This window comes from Pedobacter nototheniae, assembly GCF_032678625.1.
Lineage (GTDB): Bacteria > Bacteroidota > Bacteroidia > Sphingobacteriales > Sphingobacteriaceae > Pedobacter > Pedobacter nototheniae_A.
The window spans coordinates 69,291-90,730 of record NZ_JAVTSO010000010.1 but is presented as its reverse complement, the minus strand read 5'-3'; the positions used below and the strand labels follow the sequence as shown (position 1 = coordinate 90,730).

The window sequence follows — 21,440 nt, the reverse complement described above, 5'->3', positions numbered from 1 at the left end:
ACCTTAAAAAATAAATTACTCTGCAATTTTAACGGGTTCAAGATTTTTTAATTCCTCTTCTGTAAAAAGCTTATAATGAATTTTGAACGTTTTTTGTAAAGGGGTTTCCAGCGAAAAACCACCTACGCCAAAACCATCCAATACATCAAGCGTAAAATGCGAAAACTTCCAGTATTCGTAAAGATCTCGGTCTACCCAAAATTCGCATCCTTCAACTTCTCCAATGCAAACATCGCGCATTCTCAGGTAGTAGCCTCCTTTCTCGAAACATTGCGGTTGGGTTCCTTCACAGCAACCACCGGCCTGGTAAAACATCAGTTCGCCATGTTTTTCTTTGAGCAAGGCAATAAGTTCTTTTGCGCTATCGGTGCTGTTTATTCTACTGATCATCGTTTCGGAATTAAAAGGGTACATCCTATTAACGTGTACCCTGAATTAATGTTTACTAAAAGAATCCCAATTTATTTTTATCGTATGAAATTAACATGTTTTTGGTTTGACGGTAATGACCCAGCATCATTTTATGATTTTCACGTCCTACGCCAGATTGTTTGTATCCACCAAATGGAGCACCGGCAGGGTAAGAATGGTATTGATTTACCCAAACACGGCCAGCCTGAATTGCCCTTGGTACCTGATACAATTCGTGTGCATCGCGTGTCCATACTCCAGCGCCTAAACCATATAAGGTATCGTTGGCAATTTCAATGGCTTCTTCAACCGTTTTAAAAGTAGTAACGGCCAACACCGGACCAAAAATTTCTTCCTGGAAAATTCTCATTTTATTGTGACCTTTAAAAATGGTAGGTTTAATGTAATAGCCGGTTTCCAAATCGCCTTTAAGTGTGTTTACATCACCACCGGTTAAAACCTCGGCACCTTCTTCTTTACCGAGTTTAATGTATGCGGCTATTTTCTCATACTGGATTTTAGAAGCCTGCGCACCCATCATCACTGTTCTATCTAAAGGGCTGCCAATTTTAATGGCTTCTGTTCTTTCAATTACTTTGGCAATAAATTTATCATAAATATCTTCCTGTACTAAAAGCCTTGATGGACAGGTACAGATTTCGCCTTGATTTAGGGCAAACATTACCGCACCTTCTACAGCTTTGTCTAAAAAGGCATCGTCTGCATCCATTACAGAACTGAAAAAGATATTTGGCGATTTTCCACCTAATTCTAAGGTAACCGGAATAATATTTTCAGTTGCATATTGCATAACTAATCTGCCGGTTGGGGTAGAACCTGTAAACGCAGCTTTCGATATTTTTGGATTGGTAACCAAAGCCCGGCCAAGTTCGGCCCCAAAACCATTAACTACATTTATTACACCGGGAGGAAGCAAATCGCCGATTAATTCCATGAGTATCATAATGGAAACCGGAGTACTTTCTGCAGGTTTTAAAACCACACAATTTCCGGCTGCAAGGGCTGGAGCCAGTTTCCAGATGCCCATTAACAAAGGGAAATTCCATGGGATAATTTGTGCAACAACGCCTATGGGTTCGTGTACAATTAAAGAAACCGTATTTTGATCGAGTTCTGAAAGTGAACCTTCTTCTGCACGGATTACGCCTGCAAAATACCTGAAATGGTCTACACCTAAAGGCAAGTCAGCTGCAAGGGTTTCCCTCACCGCTTTTCCATTATCAATGGTTTCTACCGTGGCTAAGTATTCTAAATTATCTTCCATGCGTTGCGCAATCTTATTCAGGATAATGCTTCTTTCGGTTGAAGACGTTTTACTCCAGGTTTTAAAAGCTTCGTGCGCAGCATTAACAGCTAATTCTAAATCTTCTTTGGTAGAATGTGCTGCTTTTGTAAATACCTTCCCGTCAATCGGCGAAATGTTATCGAAGTATACGCCTTTTACCGGAGGCACAAATTTTCCGCCAATGTAATTATCATAGTGTGGTTTAAAGGATGGTTTTTCAATTAGATTTTCCATAATTATTATATTTTTAATTTAGAAAGCGATACAAAACATAGATATGTGCCTGTATTACTTTTTCGAAATATGATTTGGTTAATACAAACCTACTTGCTTATAAAACTGTTGTGTAGTAAAATTGTAGCAATTGATAGCATTATTGTTTCAAGGCACGTAACAGTAATGAAATAAAGTTATATTTGAATAAGTCCTTTTTTATCTAACCAATTTTAAATGTATGATGCACCATAAATTAGATCTGGTTAATCTGAGTCACGAATCAAGATTACAAACCCTTATTGAAAACAGAACCGCTTATACGCTTGAGCGTTGCGAGCTCAATGTTTTTGAAACCTATACGCAATCTTACAAAGTGCCCTTAACTTTTAACGATTTTGTAATTACGAGTATGTTGCGGGGTAAAAAGGTGATGCATCTTTTTGATAAAAAAGAATTTGATTACCTGCCCGGTGAAACGGTTATTGTTCCGCCAGCTCAAATGATGAAAATCGATTTCCCTGAAGCTTCCGATGCTAACCCTACGCAATGTATTGCGCTGGCAATTGATAACGATCAGATTAAACAAACCATCAGGTACCTGAATGAATATTTTCCTAAAAGTACCTCTGGTGAACTTTGGACTTTAAACTACGACGAATATCATTTTTATAATAATGAAGAAATCGCTTACCTGATTAATAAGGTGATCAGGATTTGTTCAGAAAAATCAACTGAAAAAGATGTATTGGCAGATTTAACTTTAAAAGAATTGCTGGTTAGGATTATGCAGACTCAGAATTTAATGAGTACCCAGGCCGAAAGCAATAATCATAACCCGCTGGCTTATGTAATTGGTTATATCAAAGCCAATTTAAATGAAAAAATCAGCATTAATAGCCTGAGCGATAAAGCCTGCATGAGCAAGGCAACATTTTACCGTTTATTTAAAAGAGAATTAGGCATTAGCCCGAATGATTATATTTTAGCGGAGAAAATGAGCCGCGCAAAACAACTTTTAGCTAAGCCTGGTGCTAAAATCAGCGCCATTAGTTATGAGCTTGGTTTTAGTGATTCAAATTATTTTATCCGTGCGTTTAAAAAACTGGTTGGCATTACACCTGGTTCTTATCAAACACAATTACTTAATCATTTGGTGCATTAAGGCTAAAGCAAATTTAAATTAAAACGAATCAGTCAGGTATCTTTTGCTATAAGTAATACCCATTAAATCGTAACGTTTAAATTGCGTATTTAACCTTTTTCTAAAATCAGGGTAATTTCTTTTACTTTTCGGGCTCCATAAAATCTCACTCAGGGCGTCCAGTCGGGGGAAAAGCATATACTGCACTTTCGCAGGATTAGTAATGTATTCACTCCACAAACAGCCTTGGCCGCCCCAAATGTACTGGGCTTGCGCTTCAGTTAATTCAGCAGGGATAGGTTCATAGTTGTAAACATCAATCAGTGGTGATAATTTATTGGCTGTTAAACTATCTTCTTTAACAAATTGCGCATGGTTAAAATATAACTTTAACTCTGGCGTCATAATGGCTTTGTGTTTCTGTTTTGCAGCCTCAATTCCTCCTTTTTCTCCTTGCCAGCTCATAACAATTGCATTAGGGGCAAGGCCGCCTTGTAAAATCTCATTCCAGCCTATAATGGTTTTTCCCTTGCTGTTTACATATTTTTCCATTCTTCTGATGAAATAACTCTGCAGGCCACTTTCATCTTTTAAGTTGTTGGCTTTTATAATTTGCTGGGAAACGGGAGATTGTTTCCACCACATTTTTGCAGCTTCATCTCCGCCAATATGTATGTATGGCGCAGGGAATAAGTTCATTACCTCAGTTAAAACATCTTCCAGAAAGGTAAAGGTTTTTTCTGTTGGCTGCAGTACATTATTAAACTTATTAAATATACCCCAGGTTTGCGCTACGTCATATTTTTTTCCGGGTTCGGTACCCAGTTCTGGATAGGCAGCTAAAACGGCCATGTTGTGCGCGGGCATTTCAATTTCTGGAATAATGGTAATATATCTGTCAGCAGCATATTTAATAACTTCTTTAATTTCATCCTGAGTATAAAATCCACCATATCTAATTCCGTCATTGCCTGTTCCCGGATATAAACCAATAATACTTCCGTTGCGCCATGCACCAACCTCGGTTAACCTTGGGTATTTCTTAATTTCTATTCTCCATCCATGGTCATCGGTTAAATGCCAGTGAAAGTAATTCATTTTATGAAGCGCCAGGTAATCGATGTATTGCTTTACAAAAGCAATGTCAAAAAAATGGCGGCTTACATCAAGGTGCATTCCACGGTAATCGAAGCGGGGATAATCGGTAATTTCTACCGCAGGAATAATTAATTGTATTGTTTTTGAAACAGGTAATAACTGAATAAGCGTTTGGATACCGTAAAACGCAGCTGTATCTGAGTTTGCCGTTATTGTAACTGCATTTTGGTTGACCGTTAAGGTATATTGATTTGCTTTTGCCTGCGTTTTATCTATAATCACATTGATCATATTTTTACGCTTGATATCTGGATTTTTGAACCATTTTAGCTTTAAATTATAGTATTTAGCCAGATAATCATCAAGAAAACTAATGCATGAGGTTCCACCAAAATCTGTATAAAGACTCGTTGTAATATTTAATTGGAACGGCAAATCCTGCTGATTTAATTTAACTGTTACCGGCTGCGGGATTATATTCACTTCCTGGGCCGAAAGTTTAAAGCCTATAGCCGATAGTAAAAACAAAAAGATAAACTTCTTCATAACAGAATGGGGTAGGTTAAGCTGTTCAAAAGTACAGAAAAAGCTTTATTTAATCAGATTCTTACGTTAACGTCATTGCGAGGAACGAAGCAATCTTACCGCGGTGGGCGGGTTTAATGTCTTATCAGCGTTCGCATTAAGATTGCTTCGTCGTTCCTCCTCGCAATGACGAAAAAATTTAGAAACAAAAAATCCCGATAACTTTCGTTACCGGGATTTTTTTTATTTAGTTAAAAAGAATTATCCTTTTTTAGCTTTGCTTTCTTCGCCTTCTAATTGCGATTTCAATTGAGCCAATACGTCTAAGTCTCCTAAAGTAGATTTCTCTACAGAATCTTTAACTTTTTTAACAGCAGTTACAGCAGCTTTAGCTTCTTTTTTCTTAGTTGCTCTTTCTTCTGCTACAGCTTCAGCTTTAACTTCTTCCCAAATACGAGCGTGAGAAACAACGATGCGTTTAGCTTCTTTGTTAAACTCGATGATTTTGAAGTCGTTAGTTTCTTCAGCTTTAACTGAAGTACCATCTTCTTTAACCATGTGTTTAGTTGGTACGAAACCTTCTACACCATATGGTAAAGCAATAACAGCACCTTTATCAGTTACTTTAACAACTGTTCCCTGGTGAACCGAATCTAAAGTGAAGATCGTTTCGAAAGTATCCCAAGGGTTTTCTTCTAATTGTTTGTGACCTAAGCTTAATTTACGGTTATCAACGTCTAATTCTAAAACAACTACGTCTAACACATCACCAACTTTAGTGAATTCGTTAGGGTGGTTTACTTTTTTAGACCATGATAAGTCAGAAATGTGGATTAAACCATCGATACCTTCTTCAATTTCCACGAAAACACCAAAGTTAGTCATGTTTTTAACAACAGCTTTGTGTTTGCTTCCTACTGGGAATTTAGCAGCAACTTCTTGCCAAGGATCGTTAGATAATTGTTTAATACCTAAGCTCATTTTGCGTTCGTCTCTGTCTAAAGTTAAAACTTCAGCTTCGATCTCATCACCAACTTTTAAGAATTCCTGAGGATTTCTTAAGTTTTGTGACCAGCTCATTTCAGATACGTGGATTAAACCTTCAACACCTGGGATGATTTCCAAGAAAGCACCGTAATCTGCAACAGTTACGATTTTTCCTTTTACTTTAGAACCAACCTGAATGTCAGCACTTAAGTTCTCCCAAGGGTGTGGAGTCAATTGTTTTAAGCCTAATGCAATACGTTTTTTCTCATCATCGAAATCTAAAACAACAACGTTGATTTTTTCATCTAATGATAATACTTCTTTTGGATGCTCTATGCGGCCCCAAGAAATATCAGTAATGTGAAGTAAACCATCAACACCACCTAAATCGATGAATACACCGAAATCAGTAATGTTTTTAACAGTACCTTCGAGTACCTGTCCTTTTTCTAATTTAGAAACGATTTCTACTTTTTGTGATTCTAAATCGTCTTCAATTAACACTTTATGAGAAACAACAACGTTTTTAAACTCATGGTTAATCTTAACAACTTTGAATTCCATTGTTTTACCAACGTAAATATCGTAGTCACGGATAGGTTTAATATCAATTTGAGATCCTGGTAAGAAAGCCTCAACGCCCATGATATCAACAATTAAACCACCTTTAGTACGGCTTTTTACAAAACCATTGATGATTCTATCATTTTCAAGTGCCTCGTTAATAGCTTCCCATGATCTTTGAGTTTTAGCTCTTTTACGAGAAAGGATTAGCTGACCGTTAGCATCTTCTGGTGCTTCAACGAAAACGTCAACTGAATCGCCAATTTTAAGATCCGGTGTATCACGGAATTCTGAAGTAGAAACTAAACCGTCAGATTTGAAACCTACGTTTAATACTACGTCTTTGTTGTTAATTGAAACAACAATACCACTGATAATTTCACCTTTAGTGATCTGATTGAAGGTTCCAGCATACATATCTTCAAACTTTTTACGGTCTGCATCATTGTAATTACCGAAAACTTTTTCATCTGCATCCCAATCAAAATCTTCTGTTGGTGTTGCTAATGATGATTTGATCGATTCGATCGATACTGAATCAGCTTCTGATTCAATAGTTTCTTTTTCAGTCAAGCGTCCGCCTGCATCCTGAAGTTCAGCTGTCTTAGCTGCTAGTTCTTTTTCTGCTACTTGTTTTTTAGCCATTAATTAATTATCTCCTTTTTTCCCTATTTAGGGACTGCAAAGGTAAAAATTTTTTAATTAATAGAAAAGATTTTTTTAATAAATGTTGCTGATTTTTAGCGCATTAAGAAAGCTTAGTTCATTATTATGAATTTATTTCAAAATATAAGCCCTAAAAACCAAGTTTGCGCTGGATTGCTTTTTGTAATTATTTGAAAATGAATGTTTAGTAATACTTTTAGAACGCCAGTCCTGCTATCGCTTATAGTCGCTCCGACGTAAAACCGGAATGTGGGCTATTTAGCTCTATCAGGTTTATAAAACAAGGTTAGGGCAACAAACTCAGCTAAATTTAGTGCTTAACAAATGTTCCTTTTGTAAAACCTTCACCAATTAAAGTATTTTCATCCCTGATTAACAATAGGATGGTATTTTGATCCTGTTGCAATTTAATCATATCGCCTTCAATTACATAATGTGCCGTAAATAACGAATCAACATAGATATCCTTAACTACAACAGAATCTTTCGTTTTGAAATCGAAACTTTGGTACTGCGCATCTCCGCTGCTGGTGTAAGAACCGGTAACCACTTTTTCTTTTATAAAAGTAATGTAGCAGAAATAGCCGGTTACCAATACAACCAATGTAGCAAAAGCAATTAGAATTCGGTTTTGTCTTAAATACTTAAATATAAAAAATAATATAACAAACAAGATCAGGGCTACAACAGCAAAAAAGATCAGATTAGAATGATCAGCAGCAACTTTAGGCGCTTCAACCGGTACCGGTTTTACTACAGGCTTAGTATGAACCGGACTAATTCTTGTTAAAAATTCTTTGCTTACCCAGCCTTCACCATTGGTTAACTTAACCTTAAAGTAGGTTGCATTTGTAGAATCGAGAACCGCAACATTTTCATTCTCCGGAATAAAACCTATGATTTTGCTTTTTGGATCGTTTGTTTCCCTTACCCTTAATTTATCTGCCGTTACACGGTACAAATCTTGTGCACTTAAATTTATAGATAAAGTAATTAAAGCAATAAACAGGAATATTCTTTTCATAATCATAGGTAATTAAAGTAGCAAGCGAGCGTGTACCAAATGCCTCAAAAGTATGAAATACTTTCTATAAGGCTAAAGAAGATTAAAAAAAGAAATGATTTAGCTTCGTATATACGAAATGAAGGAAGATTAATAGCGCTTTAAATCCGGTTCAACAATATTGCTATATGGGTTAAGTTCATAGATGTAGTAAAAACCATTTTTTGCGTTGATATTGTTTTTCTTTACATATTCCTTAAAAGGGTATTTTTTTATTTCAGCTTCAATTCTTTTTTTTGCAGTATCGTTATCATTAGTGAAGAAATGAACATTAACAACGTTTAGGTTAGGATCTAATTTTACTGAAACAAGTGTATAGTCACCAATTTTTTCGCTGCCGAATGTTTTATAATTCTCGTACGAGAGGCGAGGAGAAGAGCGTGGGTATTTTTCAGCTAACTGATTTGAGTTTTCTTTTAATGTTTGCAGAATAAATGGTATCTTTTGGTTTTTAAAGTAATAATCATCGGCTCTTCGCATACTGCAAAATCCAGATGATATGTACCCATTTCTATCTTTATAACCAAATATTAACCATTTGCTGCCAGGGACAAGGATGATATCGCAAGAACTCCATTTATCTTTCACTTTATTAAAACCATCTACATTAATTGAATTTATAGAGTTTCCCTTATAGAGATTTTTAATAATAATATCGGTTCGGTAATATTCATGACCAACATCGTTTGTATAGGTTGTCTTAATTTCTGCAGTTGCAACAAAATCAGCTGATAAAAAATGTTGTGTTGTTTGATAAGGTGCACAAGAACAAGCAAATATTTTGGCAGATATAAGAAATATTGGTATAATCGAAATTAACTTTTTCATAAACTGAATGCTAAATTTGGCTTATTTCATAATGAAAAGAAAATTAATCTTTTATTCTTTTAAAATTTTATCCAACACCCCATTTAATTTCACTTTATCTTTTGCAAAGGGTTCTAAATTATATAGTTGCACCGTTTTAAATTCAATAGGATGGCTCTCGCTTTGCAAAGAAATATAGCCGCCGGTTAATGCTTTGCCATCAACTTTTACTTTCGGGTCAAAATTGGCAACGTTTCCACCACCAATTTGCGGTTTGGTATATTCCAGCACTACTTCATGGTTAATGATGTGTTTAATTACTGAATCGCCAAGAACCAAAAATTCTGCTGTAACCCACTGATCGCCGGCGTAGGTTTTAGATTTGGAATCAAGGCAATGTGGGGTAAATAATTTACCTTCATAAACAATCTGTGTGCCAGGTGTACATACATTGCTGGTATGGCGTTCATGTTCACCGTCGCCACCTAAAATTTGCCCTTCAACGGATATTGGAAAATCCTGATCTTTAAGCATGGTTTCTGGAGCCTGGCAGTGGAGCATTGCGCCACTATTTCTTAAAGCCCAGCCTTCGCCACCTTTAGCCTGTTCGCCAATAAAACGGTAGGTAACCCTTAATAAATAATAAGAAAAAGGTTTTTTATAAAAGATATGCCCGTATTGTTTGTCAAAATCCTGATAACCATCATAACTTACTTTTAATAAGCCATTTTCTACCCGAAAAGTATTCGCATAGTTTTCGTTATAATTATGTTTAGAGATTTTAATATTCCAGTCTTTTAAATCCTTTCCATTAAAAAGGTTAATCCAGCCTTTTTGAGCACTGGCGTTTAGGTGTGCAATAGATAAAAATAATGCAAGGAGGCATATCGATCTTATTTTCATAGGTACATTTAGGTTAGATGCTAAAAATATGAATTTTTTTTGTCCCAAAAAATACTAATTTGGCTAAGAACCAGCTGCAATGCCTCATACAATTTCTAATAAAACTGTTTTACCTCCTGAAAATTAAGGCTCAGAAATGACGATAAACTTCGGGTTATTGAGCCAATAAAGGTTCAACTCTATCTAAAGCGAAAGCCAGCTGCTCTTCTTGGGTAAGTTCGGTATTGTCTAAAATTGTAGCGTCGTCGGCTCTTACCAAAGGGCTTTCTTTTCTGGTTGTGTCAGCATAGTCACGATGAGCCAGGTTTTCAAAAACCTCTTCTAAAGTTGTTTTATTATTGCCTTTGCTCTCAAGCTCTTTAAACCTGCGTTCCGCCCTGATTTTTGGATCAGCCGTCATGAAAAATTTAACCGAAGCATCAGGGAAAACAGTTGTGCCAATATCGCGTCCATCCATCACAATATTTTTAGATTTCCCCATTCTTTGTTGCTGTTTTACCATTTCATGGCGCACAATTTTATGGGCAGATACTTCACTCACGTTTTCTGAAACCGGCATTAATCTGATTTCATCAGAAACTTCTTCTCCGTTTAATGTAATGTGAGATTCGTAATCGCGCGAATGGAAATTCAACTCAATGTGCTTTAATGCATCAGTAACGCTGGCATCATCGGCAATATTGATTTTGTTTCTTATGAAATATAACGTTACTGCCCTGTACATGGCACCGCTATCTACATAAATAAAACCTAATTTTTTAGCCAGTGCCTTAGCCAAAGTACTTTTTCCACAAGATGAATAGCCATCGATTGCTACTACTACATTTTTTCTCATCGCCTGCAAAGGTAAAAAAATAGAAAGGTATTGATGAATTTTTTAAGTGTATAAAGAAGAATTCTAAACAAGGTTTAGCTGAAACATTAAGCTGTACAGACTGTTTAAACTTAAAAATTAATATTATGTTACTATCAGAAAGAATGTTGGTGGCCCTGAATAATCAGGTTAAATTAGAAGCAGATTCATCGCAGGTGTATCTTGGTATTGCCTCGTGGTTAGAAACACAGCCAGGGCTTGAAGGTTATACAGAGTTTTTTTACAAGCAAAGCGATGAAGAACGTCATCATATGCTTAAGTTAATTCATTATATAAACGATAGAGATGGACACGCCGTTATTACTGCGCTGGATATGCCTAAAAATAATTACAACCAGGTTGTTGAGGTTTTTCAGGATTTTTTAGACAATGAATTGCTGGTTTCTAAAAGTATCAACGATTTGGTTGAATTGTCATTAAATGAAAAAGATTACTTAACCTTTAAGTTCTTGCAATGGTATTTAGACGAGCAGCTTGAAGAAGAAAAAATGGCTAAAACGATGTTGGAAAAATTACAGCTTGTTGGTAACGACAGAGGCGGAATTTATCAGCTTGATAAAGATATTGTGGGTTTAAGAACCAAGGTAAGCGAAAGTAAAGAAGAGGAATAAAGTTTTTAATTGTTAAGGCAATTTATACTTTTGTGGAATGTTACCCACAAGAGAAGAAATATTAAAGTCGGCTGCTTTTAAAACATCAAGAAGTGGAGGTAAAGGTGGGCAAAATGTAAATAAAGTTTCGAGTAAGGTTGAACTTGTTTTTAACCTGGAGGAAGCTGATTGTTTTACAGATGAAGAAAAGTTGTTGCTAAAATCAAGGCTTGAAAACCGTTTAGATACAGAAGGACTGTTGCATATTGTTTCTCAGGAAGACAGAAGCCAGCTTTTGAATAAAGAAAAAACGGTAGCAAAACTGCTTGATTTATTAAAACGTTCGTTAATTGTACAGAAAAAGCGGAAGCCAACAAAAATTCCGAAGGTCATTATTCAAAAGCGCTTAAAAACAAAATCGGTAACTTCACTTAAAAAAGAGAGCCGTAAAAAACCAAGTTTCGATTGATTTTTTACGGCCATTTATTGAAAGATAATTTCTTTTATATTTTTCCAAATCTGTAATACAAACTCAAGCCGCCGTAATTTTGTGCTTTTGCCACGCTTTTAACTTCCTTAGTTTTAAAAATTACGTTAAAGTCAGCTGTAAATCGTCTCGAACTATAATTTAATCCAAATTGCTGTTCAAAAACGATGGGTTTAACACCAAAAGTTACCGGGCTGTTGTTGTTAAATAAACTACCTTGTATGGTTGCATCATAAGCTACAACGTTTAACTGGGGCTTTAAATAAAAGAAAAACTCAGATTTGTTTAGCATTTTCGTTTTAGATTCGCCAATTACAGCATTATGGTAGGCACTGTTAAAAAGCTGGTTTAGTTTTCCGGCCCTAAACAATACAGATGTACCTAAACCCGAAAATGTGGTTCCCAGGTTGGCATAACCCTGTCCACTAAAATCGATAATGTTATTGTTGCTGCGGTAAAGCAGTTTGCTGTAGTTTCCAGACAGGTTAAGGGCAATCTCGTTTTTAATTTGGTAGTCCCAGCCAGCCGGAGTGTAAAACCCAACAGTTTGATGAAGGAATTTTTGCGCATCGCGTGCCAGCGAATTAGGGCCGACAGTTCCAATTTCAGCACTTAATTTTAAAACACTTTCCTTTTTATAAAAAATAGAAAATGCACCACCAGCATATAAATATCCTGCAAAAGGCCGGTCCTGATCTTCCTTATTTGGAACAGATCCCCAATAGGGTGTATACATTTTTTGTCCGATAGAAATTTCGTAGGTTTTCTTTTCGATCTTATCCGTAAATTTTTCAGGATTTATTGCCCTGCGGAAATAAATAAATAAGCCATTGGTATAATACCTATCGTTTAGGGTTGCTAAATAAGCATCGTTTTCGGTTTTAAAGCCAAATTCGTTTTTAAAACTTTGCGCTGTAACACTTAAAGAAATAAAAATAAAGCAAAGCAAGGATAAAATTAATTTCATAAAAAAGCCCGGGCGTTTGATCCCGGGCTGTAAAAGTATTTATTGTAACTGAAATTATTGACTGTTAAGCCAAAAGATTACAAATTAGTTTACAATTGGTGCAATTTTAATGCTCAAGTCTAAAGGTTTTTTAACCTTGTTTTTAGTTAAAGCCAAATCAATCACCTCGCTCATTTCAGTAACATAGTGGAATTTTAAATCCTTAATGTAGCTTTCTTTAATTTCTAAAATATCCTTGCGGTTGCTTTTACAAAGGATAATTTCTTTAATATTTGCTCTTTTTGCAGCTAATATTTTTTCTTTAATTCCGCCTACCGGTAAAACTTTACCGCGCAGGGTAATCTCACCTGTCATGGCTAAATGTTGTTTTACCTTGCGTTGTGTAAAAGCAGATGTTAAAGCAGTGAGCATCGTTACCCCAGCAGAAGGGCCATCTTTAGGGGTTGCGCCAGCGGGCACGTGTACATGAACGTCCCAACTGTCGAATAACGAATAATCAATGCCAAATTCGGCAGCATGTGCACGTAAATAAGCCAAAGCAATTACCGCTGATTCTTTCATTACATCGCCTAAATTACCCGTTAACGTTAATTTACCTTTACCCGGGCTTAAGCTCGATTCTATAAATAAAATGTCGCCACCAACGCTGGTCCAGGCTAAACCTGTAACCACTCCGGCAACTTCATTACCTTCATATAAATCTTTATCATAAATAGGGGCGCCTAAAATACGTTCAACATCCTCATTTGTTAAGTTTGGACTGTATTCTTCTTCCATTGCAATTTTTGTTGCAACGCCACGCACCAGCGAGCCTACTTTTTTCTCTAAACCACGTACACCAGATTCTCGGGTATAATCTTCAATTACTTTTTCAATTAAAGCGGGCTTAAGGTTAATGTCTTTATTTTGTAAGCCATGGTTTTCCTTTTGTTTTGGTAAAAGGTACTTTTTGGCAATTTCTACTTTTTCTTCAATGGTGTATCCGTTTACTTCGATAATTTCCATACGATCTAACAAGGCAGGTTGTATGGTGCTTAAAGAATTTGCAGTTGCAATGAACAAGATATTGGATAAATCATAGTCCATTTCTACATAATGATCGTAAAAGGCACTATTTTGTTCTGGATCTAAAACTTCAAGCAAAGCCGAAGAAGGATCTCCACGGTGGTCGGTACCAACTTTATCAATCTCATCCAGTACAAAAACAGGATTATCTGCACCTGCCTTTTTGATAGATGAAATAATACGACCGGGCATTGCACCGATATAGGTTTTACGGTGACCACGAATTTCGGCTTCATCACGAATACCACCTAATGCCATACGTACATATTTACGCCCTAAAGCTTTGGCAATTGATTTTCCTAAAGATGTTTTACCAACTCCCGGAGGGCCAACCAAACATAAAATAGGCGCTTTCATATCGCGTTTAAGCTTCAAAACCGCTAAATATTCTATAATACGTTGTTTAACTTTTTCTAAGCCAAAGTGGTCTTTATCTAAAATACGTTGTGCTCTTTTAAGGTCGAAATTGTCTTTAGTAAATTCGCTCCAGGGCAAATCTAAAAGCAATTCCAAATAGTTTAACTGAATGGAATAATCTGGTGCTGCCGGATTCATACGGCCAAGCTTATCCAATTCTTTGTCAAAATGCTCGGCAACTGGTTTGGCCCACTTTTTCTTCTTTGCTCTTTCCTGTAAAGCATCAAATTCTAAATCTGCAGAATTTCCTCCAAGTTCTTCCTGGATGGTTTTCAATTGCTGATTTAAGAAATAATCGCGTTGTTGCTTATCAAGATCGGTACGAACTTTAGACTGAATCTGATTTCTCAGCTCAAGCATTTGCAACTCTACCATTAAAAGCTCCATTACTTTTTGCGCTCTTTCCTGCAATTTATCCATTTCAAGGATTTGTTGCTTATCCGCCATTTCGGCATTCATATTTGATGAAATAAAATTGATCAAAAATGAATTACTTTCTATGTTTTTTAGCGCAATGCTGGCCTCACTTGGTATGTTGGGCGAAAGTTGTATAATCTGAGAAGACATTTCACGGATAGAGGCAATTAATGCTTTAAATTCTTTATCCGTTTTATGCTTTTGTTCCTCAAATTTTTTAACGGTTGCCTTAATGTAAGGCTCATTTTGTACTTCTTCTAATAACCTGAAACGTTGCTTACCCTGGATAATCACTGTTGTATTTCCATCGGGCATTTGCAACAGCTTAATGATATTGGCAACCGTACCAACGTTATTTAACTGGTCAAACGTAGGGTCTTCAATAGAAACATCTTTTTGAGATACAACCCCAATAATCTTATTTCCTTTGTACGCTTCTTTAATTAATTTGATTGATTTATCCCTGCCAACCGTAATTGGAATTACTACACCAGGAAACAAAACTGTATTTCTTAACGGCAATATGGCCAATATTTCAGGAGTCTCCTCATTGTTCATATCTTCCTCATCCTGTTGAGACATTAGCGGGAAAAATTCGGTATCCTCGTTTATCATGGGCATTGCAGAATTGAAATCAAATATATCGTTTTTACTCATTCTTGAATTTATATATAACGACAAACTGGCAGTTCGATCGTTAAAAGTTTGTTTATATTACTTAACAGGATAATAAATTCAACTCTTGTGCCAAAGTGAAAATTATATTAATCTTATGTTAAAAAGGCAGTAGAATTTTAAATATTTTAGACAGACAATCATATAAACCAATATTTAACGTTTATGTTGTTTACGTGGGTAAGTTTAGTTAAAGAAAAATAAAAATCTTTTAAATTATCGGATTTCGATTATATTGCGCAATATATTCTATGGAAATCTTAACTGATGCGTTAGATTTGTTAACTTATTATTAATACATGAACTATTTTAAACAAACCATTTTAGGATTAATTATTTTCTCATCAAGCGGTGCTTTTGCCCAAAACAGTTCTGATAAGAGTATGCAGGCCATGATGAAAGGTGATTATAAAACTGCTATAGCACAGCTGGAAAAAGCCGATACCAAAGATCCTAACAATGCAGATGTTTTAAAAATGCTTGGTTACTCTTATTTCCAGAAAGGAGATTTTGAAAATTCTATAGCAACTTATAGTCGTTTAATTATTTTAAAACCAACAGAGGTTTCGGCTTATTATTACAGGGGTAAGGCCAGGTTAAACATCGCGAATGATCCTAAAGAATCATTAAGTCAAATGCGGGAAAGTTTTTATACCACAGCGATTAAAGATTTTACAAAGGCAATTGAAATTAGTGGAGAAGAAGATACTCAAGGTCTTCAAAACAGGGCGCTTGCTTATAAAGATTATGCTATTTTCAGATCGTACAAGGCTAAAAAAGGACCTGAAAAAGTTGCTTGTGTAGCTTTGTTTAACAATTCTATTGCCGATTTTCAGAAGGTTTTAACCATGCAGCCTTTAAGAAAGGATATTATCGACTGGATTACTTATGACAAAGCTCAGATAGCCAGTTTAAAATAAGAACAGAAATACTAAAAAAAAGGAGCTTCGAATTTTCAAAGCTCCTTTTTTTTATTTCAACTTTCCTATAATGATGTATTTTTTAGGATTAAGCAATTTGATTTTTTGTTGCTTCCTGATTTCATATAAGCTATCAGGGAAGTAAGACAGTGTATCGGTAGAGTGGTAAATGATATTTTTATTCTCCCGGATGATTTCGATACGGGTAATTTTACCATTTAGTTTAACTACTGTAATTCTTTTTACAGGAATCTTTCTGTTGTCAGATGTGTAATTGTCGGCAGTAGCAGTTTTATTTACTTTAAAACTGCCTTTCCACGATGTTTTATTAATATCAGCATCTATAAATGTAGAAAGTTCCTTTTCCCAGTCGCTAATTTTTGTGGCTTTATTTTCTGTTGAGCCATTGATGAAAACAGATTTTTGGACCAAAGGATTCATTTCTTTCAATCGTGAGGCCTCTTTTTCAAAATAGCCTTTGGTATCAAAGTACAGTAAATCGGTATTTGCTTCTGATTCTTTCTGCTGGTTACAGGAGAAGAATGCCAGTGCAAATACCAAAATGTAGCGGTTTTTCGTCATTATACTAAAACATTTCCTGTCATTTCTTCTGGAATGGCAACACCTAATATTTTTAAAACGGTAGGAGCAATGTCGCCTAATTTGCCATCAGCAATACTTTTGTAATCGTTATCAATTAAAATGCAAGGAACCAGGTTTGTGGTGTGTGCTGTATTTGCCGATCCATCACGGTTAACCATAAATTCTGAGTTGCCATGATCAGCTAATAGAATGAAAGAATAGCCATTTTCTAAACCTTTATTTACTACAGTTTCAGCACATTTATCGGCCGTTTCAACTGCTTTAATTACCGCTTCAAAAACGCCGGTATGGCCTACCATATCAGGGTTTGCAAAATTTAAACAGATAAAGTCTGCCCATCCGCTTTCCAATTCTTTTGTAATGGCTTCAGTTATACCTGCAGCGCTCATTTCAGGTTGTAAATCGTAGGTAGCAACCTTTGGCGAAGGTATAAGGATGCGTTTCTCATTTTCAAACTCTGCTTCACGGCCACCTGAAAAGAAGAAGGTAACGTGTGGGTATTTCTCCGTTTCGGCAATGCGGATTTGATTTTTCTGGTTTCCGGCTAAAACTTCGCCCAGCGTTTTACTCAAATCATCTTTGGTAAAAATTACATTTACTTTTTCAAAGCTTTCGTCATAAGTTGTCATGGTTACATAGTACAATGGCAGTTTATGCATTTGCTTTTCAGGAAAATCTTTCTGTGTTAGGGCGGTTGTAATTTCCCGGCCTCTATCGGTACGGAAGTTAAAGCAAATTACAACATCGTCATTCTGAATCGTTGCTACGGGTGCACCGTTATCCTGTGTTAAAACAATTGGTTTTAAAAACTCATCGGTAACCCCATTTTTATATGATTGTTCAATGGCGGCTAAAGCATCCTGAGTTTTTTCTCCAACACCATTAACCATTACATCATAGGCTTGTTTAACGCGCTCCCAGCGATTATCTCTATCCATTGCATAATAACGACCTACCAACGAAGCAATTTTAGTTGAAGAACCTTGAATATGATTTTGAAGATCAGCGATAAAGCCTAAGCCAGAATTAGGATCTGTATCGCGGCCATCTAAAAAAGCATGAATAAAAACTTTATTTAAATCTGCTTCCTGAGCAGCATCACTAAGGGCTTTTAAGTGTTCTATATGGGCATGTACGCCACCGTTTGATACCAAGCCTATAAAGTGTACAGGCTTGTTGTTTTTTTTAGCATAGTCAAAAGCTTCCAGTAAAACCGGATTGCGATGCAATTCATGATCGGTAATGGATTTGTTTATACGGCCAAGTTCTTGATACACAACTCTCCCGGCACCTAAATTCATATGCCCAACTTCCGAATTTCCCATTTGACCGGCAGGTAAACCCACGGCTTCTCCGGAAGCTTCCAGTTTTGAATTTGGATATTTTTTTAACAACGAATCAAAGAAAGGCGTGTTGGCAGCATATGCAGCATCAGAGTTGTCTTGTTTTCCGTAGCCCCAACCATCTAAAATAATAAGCGCGAGTTTTTTATTTTTTGTCATGTTCAATTAAATAATTATAATAATATTAAAACATTTTGGTGCTTAACATGTTTTAATGTTTTATTTACAAAAGCAAATATAGCTTTATTGGAGGTGATATAAATCAACAATTCCTTTTTTTGATAAGCTAATGGCATAATTTTAGCTGTGGTGTTATGTATAAAATACAGAAATGATCCGGAGCTTATTTTTATTGTTTATCTCTATTACTTCAATTTATCGTCCTGCAGCCTTTCAGGCGGATATTATAGATGATTTGTCTTCGTATTTTAAGGCAAGTAACTCCAAAGAAATTGCTAAAAAATTCGCTTCAACTATTGAATTGATCATCGTTGATGAAGAAGATGTATACTCTAAAGCACAGGGAGAGCAAATATTAAGAGATTTTTTTATTAAACACCCACCGGTTAAAACCAGTATCTTCCATAAAATAAATACCAACCCAAGTTACCGTTTTGGAGTTATTCTTCTAAGCACCGCCAAAGAAACATTCCGGATTTCTATAACCATGAAGAAGTTTAATGCTGATTTCCTGATTACGGAATTGAGAATAGAGCCCGCTAAAGATTAATTTTACTTTTCATTTATTTGAAGGTTGTTAATCGGCGATCATAAATTGCCTGATAACAAATAATTCTTATTTTTACGGCATAAATATTTCTATTTTGGACAAACAATTAGTCGATCAGTTTATAAAAAATGCCCTTACCGAAGATGTTGGTGATGGCGATCATACTTCATTATCTACCATTCCAGCCAATACCCAGGGTAAAGCCAAACTTATTCTTAAAGAAGATGGCATTTTAGCAGGGATAGAACTGGCTGTTGAAATATTTAAAGTGGTTGATGCCAATTTAAAAGTTGATGTCTTATTAACAGATGGTTCCCAGGTTAAAGTTGGTGATATTGCACTTACCGTAAGCGGAAGCACCCATTCTATTTTAATTGCAGAAAGATTGGTTTTAAATTGCATGCAGCGCATGAGTGGCATTGCGACCAAAACCAGCAGAATTGTTGCTTTACTTAAAGATACCAAAACTAAAATTTTAGACACCCGGAAAACTACGCCAGGATTACGCTACTTAGAAAAATGGGCTGTTAGAATTGGTGGCGGTGTTAACCATCGCATTGGTTTGTACGATATGATTTTAATTAAAGATAATCATGTAGACTATGCCGGAGGTATTGCAAATGCAATTCAGGCTGCACAAAAATATTTAACGAATGCACAAAAATCTTTACAAATTGAGATTGAAGTTAGAAATATTGAAGAACTGAATCAGGTTTTAGCTATTGGTGGCGTTGACCGTATTATGCTGGATAATTTTAGTTTTGATCGTTTAAACCAAGCCGTTCATTTAATTAACGGGCGTTTTGTTACGGAGGCTTCGGGCGGAATTACTGAAGAAAATGTAGCCGAATATGCCGCTTGCGGTGTTGATTTTATCTCTATGGGTGCACTTACCCATTCAGTAAAGAGTCTGGATATGAGCTTAAAAGCATATTAACTGTGGTTTGCTATAAAATAAGAGGCTTATTTTTTGTATCATTGTAGGCTATGGTTACGGTTTATTCTCTCAGCGCTCTCTTGGTAGCGTACTTATTTGGATCAATACCAACGGCTGTATGGTTAGGACAGGCCTTTTATGGTGTAGATGTTAGAGAATATGGCAGCGGTAATGCCGGTGCTACCAATACCTTTCGGGTTCTGGGTAAAAAAGCAGGTATAACCGTAATGATTATCGATATTGCTAAAGGTTATACAGCAACAAACCTTGCTTATTTAATAGGCATGTCGGTAACAGGACCACAAAATTCAGTTGTTTTTGTCAATTATCAACTCGCTTTAGGTGTAACCGCCGTAATGGGACATTTGTTTCCTGTTTTTGCTGGTTTTAGAGGAGGAAAAGGAGTTGCTACTCTTTTTGGAATGATTTTGGCAGTTAACTTTTCAGCATCTATGCTTTGTGTTCTGGTTTTTGTGGTGGTATTGCTTTTAACAAAATATGTTTCCTTGAGTTCGATATGCGCAGGTTTTACTTTTCCGCTTAGTATCGTATTTCTCTTCCATGTATCCATAAAATCTGAAGTGTTGTATGGTATGGTTGTATGTATTTTAATCCTCGTTACCCATCAAAAAAACCTCGAAAGGTTGCTGAAGGGCAAAGAATCCAAAGTGTATTTGTTTAGGAAAAAGACTAATTAACTAACAAATTATTCGTTCGATAAAACTTAATTTAAATGCTCCTGTTAATAGGTATATTTAAATCAGGCATCAGATAACGGATTAACACTAAACTCATGAAAAAAATATTATTAACAGCAAGTGTCGCTGCAACTATTTTGTTAAGCGCTTGTTCAAGTTCAGTTGTTCCTTTAACAGGAAGAAAATTTTCTACGTTTGGCGTAGATCCATCTCAATTAGAGCAGCAAGCTGCATTAGGTTATTCACAGTTATTAAGTGATCCAGGCACTAAGGTTGTTTCTGCGAATACTGCTGATGCCCAAATGGTAAAATCAGTAGGAAATAAAATTGCTGCTGCGGTTACGCAATACATGAATACCAATGGTTTTGGAGAGCAAATAAAGAACTACAAATGGGAGTTTAATTTGATCGAAAGCCCCGAGGTTAATGCTTGGTGTATGCCAGGTGGAAAGGTAGCTGTTTACACGGGTATTTTAAAAGTTACCAAAGATGAAACAGGTTTGGCAACCGTAATGGGGCATGAAATTGCACATGCTATTGCACAACACTCTCTACAAAGAGCTTCGCAGATGCAAACAGCACAAATTGGAGCTGCGGTAGTAGGAGCAGCCACCAGTGGGAAATCAGAAGCTACACAATCTACTGTTAATCAGCTTTTTGGTTTAGGTGTGCAAGGTGGTTATATTTTGCCTAATTCAAGAGCACAAGAATCAGAAGCTGATAGAATGGGACTTTCTTTTATGGCAATGGCAGGTTATAATCCTGAAAGGGCTGTAGATTTTTGGAAAAGAATGGCTGTGGCTGGTGAAGGTCAGGCTAAGCCACCTGTGTTTTTTAGTACACACCCTACAGATGCTAATCGTATCCAGCAAATTTCTCAGGATTTACCTGAAGCACTTAAATATTATAAAGTTCCTTCTGCTACAAAAGTGCCTGTAAAAACTCCTGTTAAGAAAAAGAAGTCTTAATTTAATCCTTCAGATTTAACAATAACTTAGTCTTAGCATTTCGCTAAGACTTTTTTTGTTTT

20 protein-coding genes are annotated in these 21,440 nt (G+C 36.1%); 8 read left to right on the top strand and 12 right to left on the bottom strand.

Features of this window, described 5'->3' with window-relative positions; genetic code table 11:
• Positions 1-15: 15 nt before the first annotated feature.
• Together R2Q77_RS20415 and R2Q77_RS20410 are read right to left on the bottom strand one after the other, a co-directional pair.
• Complete coding sequence (locus tag R2Q77_RS20415) at positions 16-390, bottom strand: DUF779 domain-containing protein (RefSeq protein ID WP_316805559.1); 375 nt, start codon at positions 388-390, stop codon at positions 16-18.
• A 55-nt stretch (positions 391-445) separates the two neighbouring features.
• The gene (locus tag R2Q77_RS20410) at positions 446-1,951 is read right to left on the bottom strand and encodes an aldehyde dehydrogenase family protein (RefSeq protein WP_316805558.1); all 1,506 of its coding nucleotides are present in this window, start codon (positions 1,949-1,951) and stop codon (positions 446-448) included.
• Positions 1,952-2,171: 220 nt separating this feature from the next.
• Between R2Q77_RS20410 and R2Q77_RS20405 the strand changes: the two genes are divergently transcribed.
• Positions 2,172-3,095 carry an AraC family transcriptional regulator gene (locus tag R2Q77_RS20405; RefSeq protein WP_316805557.1) on the top strand — a complete coding sequence of 308 codons (924 nt, stop codon included), beginning with the start codon at positions 2,172-2,174 and terminating at the stop codon, positions 3,093-3,095.
• Positions 3,096-3,113: 18 nt separating this feature from the next.
• On the opposite strand, the gene R2Q77_RS20400 is transcribed toward R2Q77_RS20405, so the two are convergent.
• The 6 genes from R2Q77_RS20400 to cmk form a co-directional block, all read right to left on the bottom strand.
• Positions 3,114-4,718, bottom strand: a complete 1,605-nt coding sequence (locus R2Q77_RS20400; RefSeq protein ID WP_316805556.1) for a beta-N-acetylhexosaminidase — start codon at positions 4,716-4,718, stop codon at positions 3,114-3,116.
• 240 nt (positions 4,719-4,958) lie between these two features.
• Positions 4,959-6,893 (bottom strand): 30S ribosomal protein S1, encoded by a 1,935-nt coding sequence (gene rpsA / locus R2Q77_RS20395; RefSeq protein WP_316805555.1) that lies wholly within the window; start codon positions 6,891-6,893, stop codon positions 4,959-4,961.
• Between the two features lie 331 nt (positions 6,894-7,224).
• The gene (locus R2Q77_RS20390) at positions 7,225-7,938 is read right to left on the bottom strand and encodes an SH3 domain-containing protein (protein WP_316805554.1); all 714 of its coding nucleotides are present in this window, start codon (positions 7,936-7,938) and stop codon (positions 7,225-7,227) included.
• A gap of 129 nt (positions 7,939-8,067) precedes the next feature.
• Positions 8,068-8,805, bottom strand: a complete 738-nt coding sequence (locus R2Q77_RS20385; protein WP_316805553.1) for a hypothetical protein — start codon at positions 8,803-8,805, stop codon at positions 8,068-8,070.
• A 51-nt stretch (positions 8,806-8,856) separates the two neighbouring features.
• Entirely contained in the window at positions 8,857-9,687 is an 831-nt protein-coding gene (locus tag R2Q77_RS20380; RefSeq protein ID WP_316805552.1) for a DUF1080 domain-containing protein, read from the bottom strand.
• 154 nt (positions 9,688-9,841) lie between these two features.
• Complete coding sequence (gene cmk / locus R2Q77_RS20375; protein WP_316805551.1) at positions 9,842-10,522, bottom strand: (d)CMP kinase; 681 nt, start codon at positions 10,520-10,522, stop codon at positions 9,842-9,844.
• 125 nt (positions 10,523-10,647) lie between these two features.
• Here cmk and R2Q77_RS20370 point away from each other — a divergent pair, with 125 nt between their 5' ends.
• Both R2Q77_RS20370 and R2Q77_RS20365 read left to right on the top strand, forming a co-directional pair.
• Positions 10,648-11,172, top strand: a complete 525-nt coding sequence (locus tag R2Q77_RS20370; protein ID WP_316805550.1) for a ferritin — start codon at positions 10,648-10,650, stop codon at positions 11,170-11,172.
• A 37-nt stretch (positions 11,173-11,209) separates the two neighbouring features.
• Positions 11,210-11,620: an aminoacyl-tRNA hydrolase gene (locus R2Q77_RS20365; protein ID WP_316805549.1), complete on the top strand. Its 411-nt coding sequence runs from the start codon at positions 11,210-11,212 to the stop codon at positions 11,618-11,620.
• Positions 11,621-11,654: 34 nt separating this feature from the next.
• Here the strand turns inward: R2Q77_RS20365 and R2Q77_RS20360 are convergent, their stop codons facing one another.
• Positions 11,655-12,605: a lipid A deacylase LpxR family protein gene (locus tag R2Q77_RS20360; RefSeq protein WP_316805548.1), complete on the bottom strand. Its 951-nt coding sequence runs from the start codon at positions 12,603-12,605 to the stop codon at positions 11,655-11,657.
• An 84-nt stretch (positions 12,606-12,689) separates the two neighbouring features.
• Complete coding sequence (lon, locus tag R2Q77_RS20355) at positions 12,690-15,161, bottom strand: endopeptidase La (RefSeq protein ID WP_316805547.1); 2,472 nt, start codon at positions 15,159-15,161, stop codon at positions 12,690-12,692.
• Between the two features lie 317 nt (positions 15,162-15,478).
• Between lon and R2Q77_RS20350 the strand changes: the two genes are divergently transcribed.
• Positions 15,479-16,099: a tetratricopeptide repeat protein gene (locus tag R2Q77_RS20350; protein WP_316805546.1), complete on the top strand. Its 621-nt coding sequence runs from the start codon at positions 15,479-15,481 to the stop codon at positions 16,097-16,099.
• Between the two features lie 51 nt (positions 16,100-16,150).
• On the opposite strand, the gene R2Q77_RS20345 is transcribed toward R2Q77_RS20350, so the two are convergent.
• Both R2Q77_RS20345 and gpmI read right to left on the bottom strand, forming a co-directional pair.
• Positions 16,151-16,681, bottom strand: a complete 531-nt coding sequence (locus R2Q77_RS20345; RefSeq protein WP_316805545.1) for a hypothetical protein — start codon at positions 16,679-16,681, stop codon at positions 16,151-16,153.
• Positions 16,681-18,204, bottom strand: coding sequence for a 2,3-bisphosphoglycerate-independent phosphoglycerate mutase (gene gpmI / locus R2Q77_RS20340; protein WP_316805544.1), 1,524 nt, complete (start codon positions 18,202-18,204; stop codon positions 16,681-16,683). Before gpmI ends, R2Q77_RS20345 begins: the two co-directional genes overlap by 1 nt.
• A gap of 172 nt (positions 18,205-18,376) precedes the next feature.
• Between gpmI and R2Q77_RS20335 the strand changes: the two genes are divergently transcribed.
• The 4 genes from R2Q77_RS20335 to R2Q77_RS20320 all read left to right on the top strand — a co-directional run bounded on the left by R2Q77_RS20335 (position 18,377) and on the right by R2Q77_RS20320 (position 21,378).
• The gene (locus R2Q77_RS20335) at positions 18,377-18,775 is read left to right on the top strand and encodes a DUF4783 domain-containing protein (protein ID WP_316805543.1); all 399 of its coding nucleotides are present in this window, start codon (positions 18,377-18,379) and stop codon (positions 18,773-18,775) included.
• Positions 18,776-18,869: 94 nt separating this feature from the next.
• Positions 18,870-19,712 carry a carboxylating nicotinate-nucleotide diphosphorylase gene (gene nadC / locus R2Q77_RS20330; RefSeq protein ID WP_316805542.1) on the top strand — a complete coding sequence of 281 codons (843 nt, stop codon included), beginning with the start codon at positions 18,870-18,872 and terminating at the stop codon, positions 19,710-19,712.
• A 50-nt stretch (positions 19,713-19,762) separates the two neighbouring features.
• Positions 19,763-20,410: a glycerol-3-phosphate 1-O-acyltransferase PlsY gene (plsY, locus tag R2Q77_RS20325; RefSeq protein WP_131538956.1), complete on the top strand. Its 648-nt coding sequence runs from the start codon at positions 19,763-19,765 to the stop codon at positions 20,408-20,410.
• A gap of 95 nt (positions 20,411-20,505) precedes the next feature.
• Positions 20,506-21,378: a M48 family metallopeptidase gene (locus R2Q77_RS20320; RefSeq protein WP_316805541.1), complete on the top strand. Its 873-nt coding sequence runs from the start codon at positions 20,506-20,508 to the stop codon at positions 21,376-21,378.
• Positions 21,379-21,440 lie beyond the last annotated feature (62 nt).

What these genes read in the sequence shown, in the direction of transcription:
- R2Q77_RS20415 (WP_316805559.1), bottom strand. Translation starts at nt 390, where the DNA reads ATGATCAGTAGAATAAACAGCACCGATAGCGCAAAAGAACTTATTGCC.
- R2Q77_RS20410 (WP_316805558.1), bottom strand. Translation starts at nt 1,951, where the DNA reads ATGGAAAATCTAATTGAAAAACCATCCTTTAAACCACACTATGATAAT.
- R2Q77_RS20405 (WP_316805557.1), top strand. Translation starts at nt 2,172, where the DNA reads ATGATGCACCATAAATTAGATCTGGTTAATCTGAGTCACGAATCAAGA.
- R2Q77_RS20400 (WP_316805556.1), bottom strand. Translation starts at nt 4,718, where the DNA reads ATGAAGAAGTTTATCTTTTTGTTTTTACTATCGGCTATAGGCTTTAAA.
- rpsA (WP_316805555.1), bottom strand. Translation starts at nt 6,893, where the DNA reads ATGGCTAAAAAACAAGTAGCAGAAAAAGAACTAGCAGCTAAGACAGCT.
- R2Q77_RS20390 (WP_316805554.1), bottom strand. Translation starts at nt 7,938, where the DNA reads ATGAAAAGAATATTCCTGTTTATTGCTTTAATTACTTTATCTATAAAT.
- R2Q77_RS20385 (WP_316805553.1), bottom strand. Translation starts at nt 8,805, where the DNA reads ATGAAAAAGTTAATTTCGATTATACCAATATTTCTTATATCTGCCAAA.
- R2Q77_RS20380 (WP_316805552.1), bottom strand. Translation starts at nt 9,687, where the DNA reads ATGAAAATAAGATCGATATGCCTCCTTGCATTATTTTTATCTATTGCA.
- cmk (WP_316805551.1), bottom strand. Translation starts at nt 10,522, where the DNA reads ATGAGAAAAAATGTAGTAGTAGCAATCGATGGCTATTCATCTTGTGGA.
- R2Q77_RS20370 (WP_316805550.1), top strand. Translation starts at nt 10,648, where the DNA reads ATGTTACTATCAGAAAGAATGTTGGTGGCCCTGAATAATCAGGTTAAA.
- R2Q77_RS20365 (WP_316805549.1), top strand. Translation starts at nt 11,210, where the DNA reads ATGTTACCCACAAGAGAAGAAATATTAAAGTCGGCTGCTTTTAAAACA.
- R2Q77_RS20360 (WP_316805548.1), bottom strand. Translation starts at nt 12,605, where the DNA reads ATGAAATTAATTTTATCCTTGCTTTGCTTTATTTTTATTTCTTTAAGT.
- lon (WP_316805547.1), bottom strand. Translation starts at nt 15,161, where the DNA reads ATGAGTAAAAACGATATATTTGATTTCAATTCTGCAATGCCCATGATA.
- R2Q77_RS20350 (WP_316805546.1), top strand. Translation starts at nt 15,479, where the DNA reads ATGAACTATTTTAAACAAACCATTTTAGGATTAATTATTTTCTCATCA.
- R2Q77_RS20345 (WP_316805545.1), bottom strand. Translation starts at nt 16,681, where the DNA reads ATGACGAAAAACCGCTACATTTTGGTATTTGCACTGGCATTCTTCTCC.
- gpmI (WP_316805544.1), bottom strand. Translation starts at nt 18,204, where the DNA reads ATGACAAAAAATAAAAAACTCGCGCTTATTATTTTAGATGGTTGGGGC.
- R2Q77_RS20335 (WP_316805543.1), top strand. Translation starts at nt 18,377, where the DNA reads ATGATCCGGAGCTTATTTTTATTGTTTATCTCTATTACTTCAATTTAT.
- plsY (WP_131538956.1), top strand. Translation starts at nt 19,763, where the DNA reads ATGGTTACGGTTTATTCTCTCAGCGCTCTCTTGGTAGCGTACTTATTT.
- R2Q77_RS20320 (WP_316805541.1), top strand. Translation starts at nt 20,506, where the DNA reads ATGAAAAAAATATTATTAACAGCAAGTGTCGCTGCAACTATTTTGTTA.